Origin of the sequence: Nonomuraea sp. PA05, assembly GCF_008086045.1 — a bacterium.
Lineage (GTDB): Bacteria > Actinomycetota > Actinomycetes > Streptosporangiales > Streptosporangiaceae > Nonomuraea > Nonomuraea monospora.
The window spans coordinates 216,502-222,750 of record NZ_VSEY01000022.1 but is presented as its reverse complement, the minus strand read 5'-3'; the positions used below and the strand labels follow the sequence as shown (position 1 = coordinate 222,750).

Sequence of the window (6,249 nt, the reverse complement as noted above, 5' to 3'; positions counted from 1 at the left end):
ACCAGGTGTGGGCACCGGCGGCGCGGCGGCCGGCAACTCGGCCGTGTACCCGGCCTTCTCCACCTCCGCCACCAACCGCTCCGGCGCGATCCCATCCGGGAACGTCACCCGCGCCTTCTCCGTCGCGTAATTGACCGTCGCCGTCACACCATCCAGCTTGTTCAGCTTGCGCTCGATCCGACTCGCGCAAGACGCGCACGTCATGCCGCCGATGGAGAGCTCGACCGCGTTCTGCCGGTCACCGGTGACCTGGGACATCACCGTTCACCTTCCTCTCGTTCAGTGGCTGTGATCGTCGCCGTGCGCGCTCGGCGACGGCTTCGGCGTCGGCTCCTGCTGCCGCTCGCCCGCGCTCAGGGTGAAGTCGGCCGTGCGGACCTTGCCGTCGTGCTGGAAGTCGAGGAACAGCCGGTAGTCGCCGGTGCTGGGCACCTCGGCGTAGAAGACGATCTCGGGGCCCGCCTTCTCGCTCTCCTCGGGATGCACGTGCAGGTACGCCAGGTCCCTGGCGCGCAGGGCCACCAGGTGACCGTAGGCGCCGAGGTAGGGCTCCAGGTCGGTGACGGGCTCGCCGTCCTTGCCGACCTTGAGAGTGAGCTTGCTGGACTGCCCCGGGGTCAGGTCGCCGTCAAGAGTGACCTCGTACCCGTCGATCGTCGCCGTGCGGCTCTCCCGCGGCAGCGCCTCGGGCCGGTAGTCGCCGGGCACGGACAGGTCGGCCCCCAGGGTCAGCCCGTCGCCGCCGGTCGGCGCGAAGTCGGCGAACACCCGGTACGCGCCCGCCTCCGGCAGGGTCAGCCTGACCGACCAGGTGCCGTCGGCCGCCATCTCGGGGTGCAGGTGCTGAAAGCTCGTCAGGTCGCGGGAGACGACGATGAGATGGAGCTTCTTGTCGTGCGCCACCTCATAGCCGGTGACCGGCTTGCCGTCGGGGCCTATCACGGTGAACGCGAGATCGGCGGGCACACCGGCCTTCATCGACGTGATCAGGTTGAGCGTGTAGCCGCCCTGCGACACCTGGAGCCCCCCGGGGGTATCGCCCTTCACCTGTTCGCCGCTGCCGGTGGACATGGCGGCGTGGTCCCCGGCCGGGGTCGCCGTCGCCATGGCTGCATGGTCCTCGGCCGGTGGCGTGCCGACCGGCCCCACCACCTTGCCCGCGCCGAACGCGCCGCCGAAGACGACGGCCAGGCCCAGGGCGTACGCGCCGAGCTTCGCCGCGGTGTTCACTGGTTCGCCACTTCGTACCCGGCCTCCTCGACCGCGGCGACGATCTTCGCCGGGTCCACGGGGCCGTCACTGTCCACGGTCAGCAGGCCGGTGGCCAGGTCCACCTCGACGCCGGTGACGCCGGCGACCTCGCCGACCTCCTCCTTGACCGAGCTGACGCAGTGGCCGCAGGTCATGCCGTTGACGGTGTAGGTGGTGGTGCTCATATCGGTCTCTCCTTCAATCCGGTGGGGGTCAGGAACGAACGAGCCGTGCGATGGCGTCGGAGGCCTCCTTGACCTTGGCCTCCGCCTCCGGGCCGCCCTTCTGCGTGGCCTCGGCGACGCAGTGGGCCAGATGCTCTTCGAGCAGCGCCAGGGAGAACGACTTGAGCGCGCTGGTCGCCGCCGACACCTGCGTCAGTATGTCGATGCAGTACTTGTCGTCCTCGACCATCCGCTGCAGACCACGGACCTGCCCCTCGATGCGGCGCAGGCGCATCGCGTGGTCCTGCTTGTTACCGGTGTATCCGGCCATGTCCACCCCTCTCCACGATCAGCCGCTCATGACAACACCATACCCCCCTATGGTATTTCGAGCAACGTGAATCCGGTTTGCCGTTTTCGTACAAGACGGTTGCCCTGATCGGTCCGTAATATGAGCGCGGCACCCCGCGACCGCGTCGTCATGGCACCATGACCCTGAGGAGAACAGCACATGCGTGATCTGGTCTACACCGGATTCATCTCACTTGACGGCGTCGTGGACTCCCCGGGCGGCGGGCCCGGCGAGGAGCACCGCAGCGGCGGCTGGGTGGTCAAGGACATCGAATTCCTGCCCGAGGCCTTCTCCCTGAAGGGCGAGGAGCTGGTGGAGACGACGGCGCTGATGTTCGGCCGCCGCAGTTACGAGGCGTTCGCGCCGATCTGGCGCGACTCCGAGGACCACGCCGCCTACAAGGAACTGCCCAAGTACGTGGTGTCGGCCACGCTGTCCGACGACGCCCTCGTCGAGGGATGGGGGCCGACGACGATCCTGCGGTCGGCCGACGACGTCGCCGGGCTGAAGAAGGGCGAGGGCGGCGCGATCTTCATCCACGGCAGCGCCGAGCTCACCCGGCGGCTGTCCGAGGCGGGCCTGATCGACCGGTACCACCTGCTCATGTTCCCGGTGTTGCTCGGAGCCGGGAAGAGCCTGTTCAGCAGGGCAGACAGGGACAAGCAGGCGCTGGCCCTCCGGGCGTCGGAGTCCTACCCCAACGGGATCGTCAAGCTGATCTACGACGTCGTGAGCTGATCCAGATCCAGGGCGAGCGCGCCGCCGGTGCGCTCGCGTAGCTGCCGCGCCGTACGCCCGACGTACCGGCGCAGCGCGCGGGCCAGGTGCGGCTGGTCGAAGTACCCGAGCCTGGTGACGACTTCGGCGGCCGGCACGCCGGCGGCCAGCAGCGCCGCGGCGCCGCGCGCGCGTTCGATCTGCCGTACGGCGCCCTGGCGCAGCCCCGTCGCCGCGCGGAAGCGGCGTTCGACCGTTCGTGCCGAGGCCGCCGGACGGCGACCTTCTCGGACGTCGGCGACGAGCGGGTCGCGGATCAGGGCCCCGTCGCGGACCAGCCGTCCGACCAGGGCCTCGGCGTCGTCCAGGCCTGGAGAACGCCGGCGTACGCCGTCCAGCCGGAAGGTCTCGCGCGTGGTGTCAGGAAGCTCGACGCCCCCGTTGACCAGGGCAGGCGTGGGGACGGCCCGCAACGACGTGCCCACCGCGAACTCGATGCCGACGAAGGTCGCGCCCTGCGGCACCGGCGCGGTGCCGGCCCCGGTCTCGGGGCCGGTGATGTTCGCGTGCGCCATGCCCTCGTGCTCCCAGAACACCAAGCCCCAGCACACCGTCGCGACGGAGGTCATCTCCGCGACGTGCTCGCTCGTGCAACTCCACACGGTGTCGATCCACGGCGAGTCGGACGAGCGCGTCTCGAACCGCAGTGCCACCACGGCAGGAGAATACCGGGCCCGTGAGACCTGCTACCGCCAGATCCAGGACAGCCGCCCTCGACAGGTCACCGTCCCCGGCCGGTCGCTCTCATCGGGGCGAGATCGAGAGCGGCGAGGGCGGCGGCGCCGCGCCCGGCGTGCTCGCCGCCGGCGAGCACGCGCGTCCGCGCGGACTGGTAGGGGCAGCCGGCGGCGTCGAACGCGTCCGCTGCGCCGAGCAGCGCCTCCCGGTCGCCGTCGAGCAGGGCTCCGGCCCGCTCCACGATGGCGCCGGCGACCGGGTTCCCGGCCACGACGGCGCGGGCCTCGGCCACGACGGCGCGGGCGTCGCGGCTTCCGGCGAGCACGGCGGCCTCGCTGCGCAGGGCGACGTACCAGTGGTGCCAGATCCAGGTGACCCACTTCCACACCTGCCGGGGCTCGGGAGCCACCCGCTCCAGTGCCTCCGCCGCCCGCCCCTGGTGCAGCAGCAGGATCGCGTCGAAGACCGCCCCGTAGCCGTGGACATGCTCCGGCGAGCTGCCGAGCTGAACCACGATCTCCTGCCATTCGCGCCTGGCGTCCTCGTCGTCGCGCAGGCCGTGGACCATCGCCACCCCGGCCGCCGCCGGGGCGAGGATGGACCGGGCGGGGCTGCCTCCCCGCCGCCACGCGTCGCGGTACCGGACGCTGCCGGCGAGCACCTCGTCCACGTCGCCCGCCAGCGCGGCGACCATCAGCAGCCGGCACGTGGCGCGGTGACCGGCCTCCGCCAGCGACGGGTGGTCGGCCAACTGCCGTGCCCATCGGCGGGCGGCCCGCAGGTCTCCCGCTCCGAGGCCTGCCTCGCTGGCCATGCCGAGCGCGTCGATCAGCTCGTGGGTGGCGGCCGGTGAGACCGGCAGGGGCGACAGGAGGGCGATCCGTTGCCGCGCCGTGGCCGCGGTGGCGAACGTGTCGCCGGCCCAGCTCTGCGCACCGGTGAGCGCGTCGAGCGCGGCCGACTCGGCGAGCGGGTCGCCGGTCCTGCGGGCCAGCTCGACCGCGCGCCCGGCATGGGCCATGGTCTCGGGGACGGTGTTGCCCGGCGGCCCCTGAACGGCGCCGAACGCGTCCGCGAGCACCGCCGCCTCAGCCAGGGCAAGCGCGGCCCGCGCGGCCGGATCGCCGCCGACCGCCTCCCGCGCCTCGGTGATCAGTGCGAGCGCGTCCTCGGTGGACGGCAGGCGCACGAACGTGGACGAGAACCGGAACGCGATGGTGGCGGCGCTCGCCAGGTCGGCGGCGGCGCCGGCGAGGTCGCCGGACGCGCGGGCGGCGTCCGCGGCGGCGCGGCGCAGGCGGTACATGTCGTCACCGGCCGTCCGGCACCCCGCCACGGCCGCGGCCTGCCGGAGCATCGACGCGGCGGCGGCCGGGCCGGCGGCGAGTGCGGCGGCCTGCTCGTAGCGCCGCTGGGACTCGTCGGGCAGGTGCCGGGTGAAGGTCAGCTCCGCCAGGCACCGGGCGAGCTCGAACGCGTCCACGCGCTGCTCCGGACGCTCGGCCGCCCATGCCAGAGCCGCGCGCAGATCGTCCGCCACCAGGTCGAACCGAGCCCGCCAGTCCGGCGCAACGTCAGACGAAGCGCGCCAGTCCGGCGCAACATCAGACGAAGCGCGCCAGTCCGGCGCAACATCAGACGAAGCGCGCCAGTCCGGCACAACGTCAGACGAAGCGCGCCGGTCCGGCGCAACGTCAGGCCGGGCGTGCCGGTCCGGTCGTGGCGCGGCCAGGGCGGCGGCCTCGGCCAGGCACCAGCGCAGGTGCCGGGACCGGGCGCCGGCCAGCTCACCGGCCTCGTCGAGCCGCTCGGTCCCGTACTGGCGGATGGTCTCCAGCGCCCGGTACTCGGTCCTGCCCATGGACGCCGTCACCGTCAGCAGGCTCTGCTCGGCGAGCCGGGCCAGCACATCGGCGACCAGCCCCTCGTCCTGCCCCGTCACCTGCGCCGCCGCGCCGGCGGTGAACGGCGCCACGAACACCGACACCCACCGCAGCAACTCCCGATCGGCCGGCTCCAGCAGGGCATGGCTCCAATCCAGCGCCGCCCGCACCGAACGATGCCGCTCATCGGCCCGTGAGCCCCCGGTGAGCATCCGCAACGGATGCGACAAGGCGGCGGTGATGCCGTCGAACCCGAGCGTGGGGTAGCGGGCGGCGGCCAGCTCGATCGCCAGCGCCATCCCGTCCAGCCGCGCACAGATCGAGACAATCTGTGCGCGCTGCGACCGATCCAGCGGCCGATCCAGTGGCCGCCCCACCGCCGCCGCCCGCTCCATGAACAACGCGACCGCGTCCGACCCGCCATCGGCGTCCAGCGACAGCGGCGGAACCACGGACACCCGCTCGAACGGCACCATCAGCCGGGCCCGGCTGGTCGCCAGGACCGTCACGCGAGGGCAGGCCGCCAGCAGCCGCTCCAGGAACAGCGCCACGCCGTCCACGACGTGCTCGCAGTTGTCCAGCACCAGCAGCACATGACGGTCGGCCAGCGCGGCCAGCACCGACGCGGTCAGGTCCCGGCCCGGCTGCTCGCCCAGGCCCAGCGCCCCGGCGACGGCCGCCGCGACCATGCCAGGGTCGGTGACCGGCACCAGATCGACGAACCACACCCCGTCGCCGAACTCGCCCGCCACCTCCGCGGCCACCGCCAGGGCCAGCCGCGTCTTGCCCACCCCGCCCGGTCCGATCGCCGTCACCTGCCGGTGCGCCCTGATCGTCCCGGCCAGCTCGGCCCGTTCGCTCACCCGTCCGACGAACGACGTCAGCGGAGCAGGCAGCACCGGCCGGGACGGGCCCGCGCCGGCCGGAACGGGCGCGAGCCTGGCCAGCGCCCGCCGGTCCGGCGCCTCCAGTTTGCGCAGCAGCGAGGAGACGTGACTCTCCACGGTCCGCACCGAGATGAACAGCCGGGCGGCGATCTCGGCGTTGCTGAGATGCGCCCCGACCAGTTCCAGTACCCCGGCCTCCCGAGGCGAGATCTCCTCTGCTGTCCCCATCGCCCCAGTTTGCCGCACTCAGGTGGTGG

Annotated in this window: 7 protein-coding genes; 1 reads left to right on the top strand and 6 read right to left on the bottom strand. The window is 72.7% G+C overall.

From position 1 onward, the window contains the following. The 4 genes from FXF51_RS32415 to FXF51_RS32400 form a co-directional block, all read right to left on the bottom strand. On the bottom strand, nucleotides 1-258 hold a 258-nt coding region (locus FXF51_RS32415; protein WP_148438484.1), incomplete at its 3' end, for a cation transporter. Between the two features lie 21 nt (nucleotides 259-279). Next, nucleotides 280-1,230 (bottom strand): hypothetical protein, encoded by a 951-nt coding sequence (locus FXF51_RS32410; protein WP_148438483.1) that lies wholly within the window; start codon nucleotides 1,228-1,230, stop codon nucleotides 280-282. Continuing rightward, nucleotides 1,227-1,436 (bottom strand): heavy-metal-associated domain-containing protein, encoded by a 210-nt coding sequence (locus FXF51_RS32405; RefSeq protein WP_148438482.1) that lies wholly within the window; start codon nucleotides 1,434-1,436, stop codon nucleotides 1,227-1,229. The genes FXF51_RS32410 and FXF51_RS32405 overlap by 4 nt, the downstream gene beginning before the upstream one ends. A gap of 28 nt (nucleotides 1,437-1,464) precedes the next feature. Then, nucleotides 1,465-1,746, bottom strand: coding sequence for a metal-sensitive transcriptional regulator (locus tag FXF51_RS32400; RefSeq protein ID WP_148438481.1), 282 nt, complete (start codon nucleotides 1,744-1,746; stop codon nucleotides 1,465-1,467). Between the two features lie 180 nt (nucleotides 1,747-1,926). Between FXF51_RS32400 and FXF51_RS32395 the strand changes: the two genes are divergently transcribed. Beyond that, entirely contained in the window at nucleotides 1,927-2,505 is a 579-nt protein-coding gene (locus FXF51_RS32395) for a dihydrofolate reductase family protein (protein WP_148438480.1), read from the top strand. Here FXF51_RS32395 and FXF51_RS32390 read toward each other — a convergent pair. Then, nucleotides 2,487-3,200, bottom strand: coding sequence for a helix-turn-helix domain-containing protein (locus FXF51_RS32390; RefSeq protein ID WP_222871560.1), 714 nt, complete (start codon nucleotides 3,198-3,200; stop codon nucleotides 2,487-2,489). The genes FXF51_RS32395 and FXF51_RS32390 overlap by 19 nt on opposite strands. A gap of 65 nt (nucleotides 3,201-3,265) precedes the next feature. Next, the gene (locus FXF51_RS32385) at nucleotides 3,266-6,220 is read right to left on the bottom strand and encodes an ATP-binding protein (protein WP_148438479.1); all 2,955 of its coding nucleotides are present in this window, start codon (nucleotides 6,218-6,220) and stop codon (nucleotides 3,266-3,268) included. Between the last annotated feature and the right edge of the window lie 29 nt (nucleotides 6,221-6,249).

What these genes read in the sequence shown, in the direction of transcription:
- FXF51_RS32405 (WP_148438482.1), bottom strand. Translation starts at nt 1,436, where the DNA reads ATGAGCACCACCACCTACACCGTCAACGGCATGACCTGCGGCCACTGC.
- FXF51_RS32400 (WP_148438481.1), bottom strand. Translation starts at nt 1,746, where the DNA reads ATGGCCGGATACACCGGTAACAAGCAGGACCACGCGATGCGCCTGCGC.
- FXF51_RS32395 (WP_148438480.1), top strand. Translation starts at nt 1,927, where the DNA reads ATGCGTGATCTGGTCTACACCGGATTCATCTCACTTGACGGCGTCGTG.
- FXF51_RS32385 (WP_148438479.1), bottom strand. Translation starts at nt 6,220, where the DNA reads ATGGGGACAGCAGAGGAGATCTCGCCTCGGGAGGCCGGGGTACTGGAA.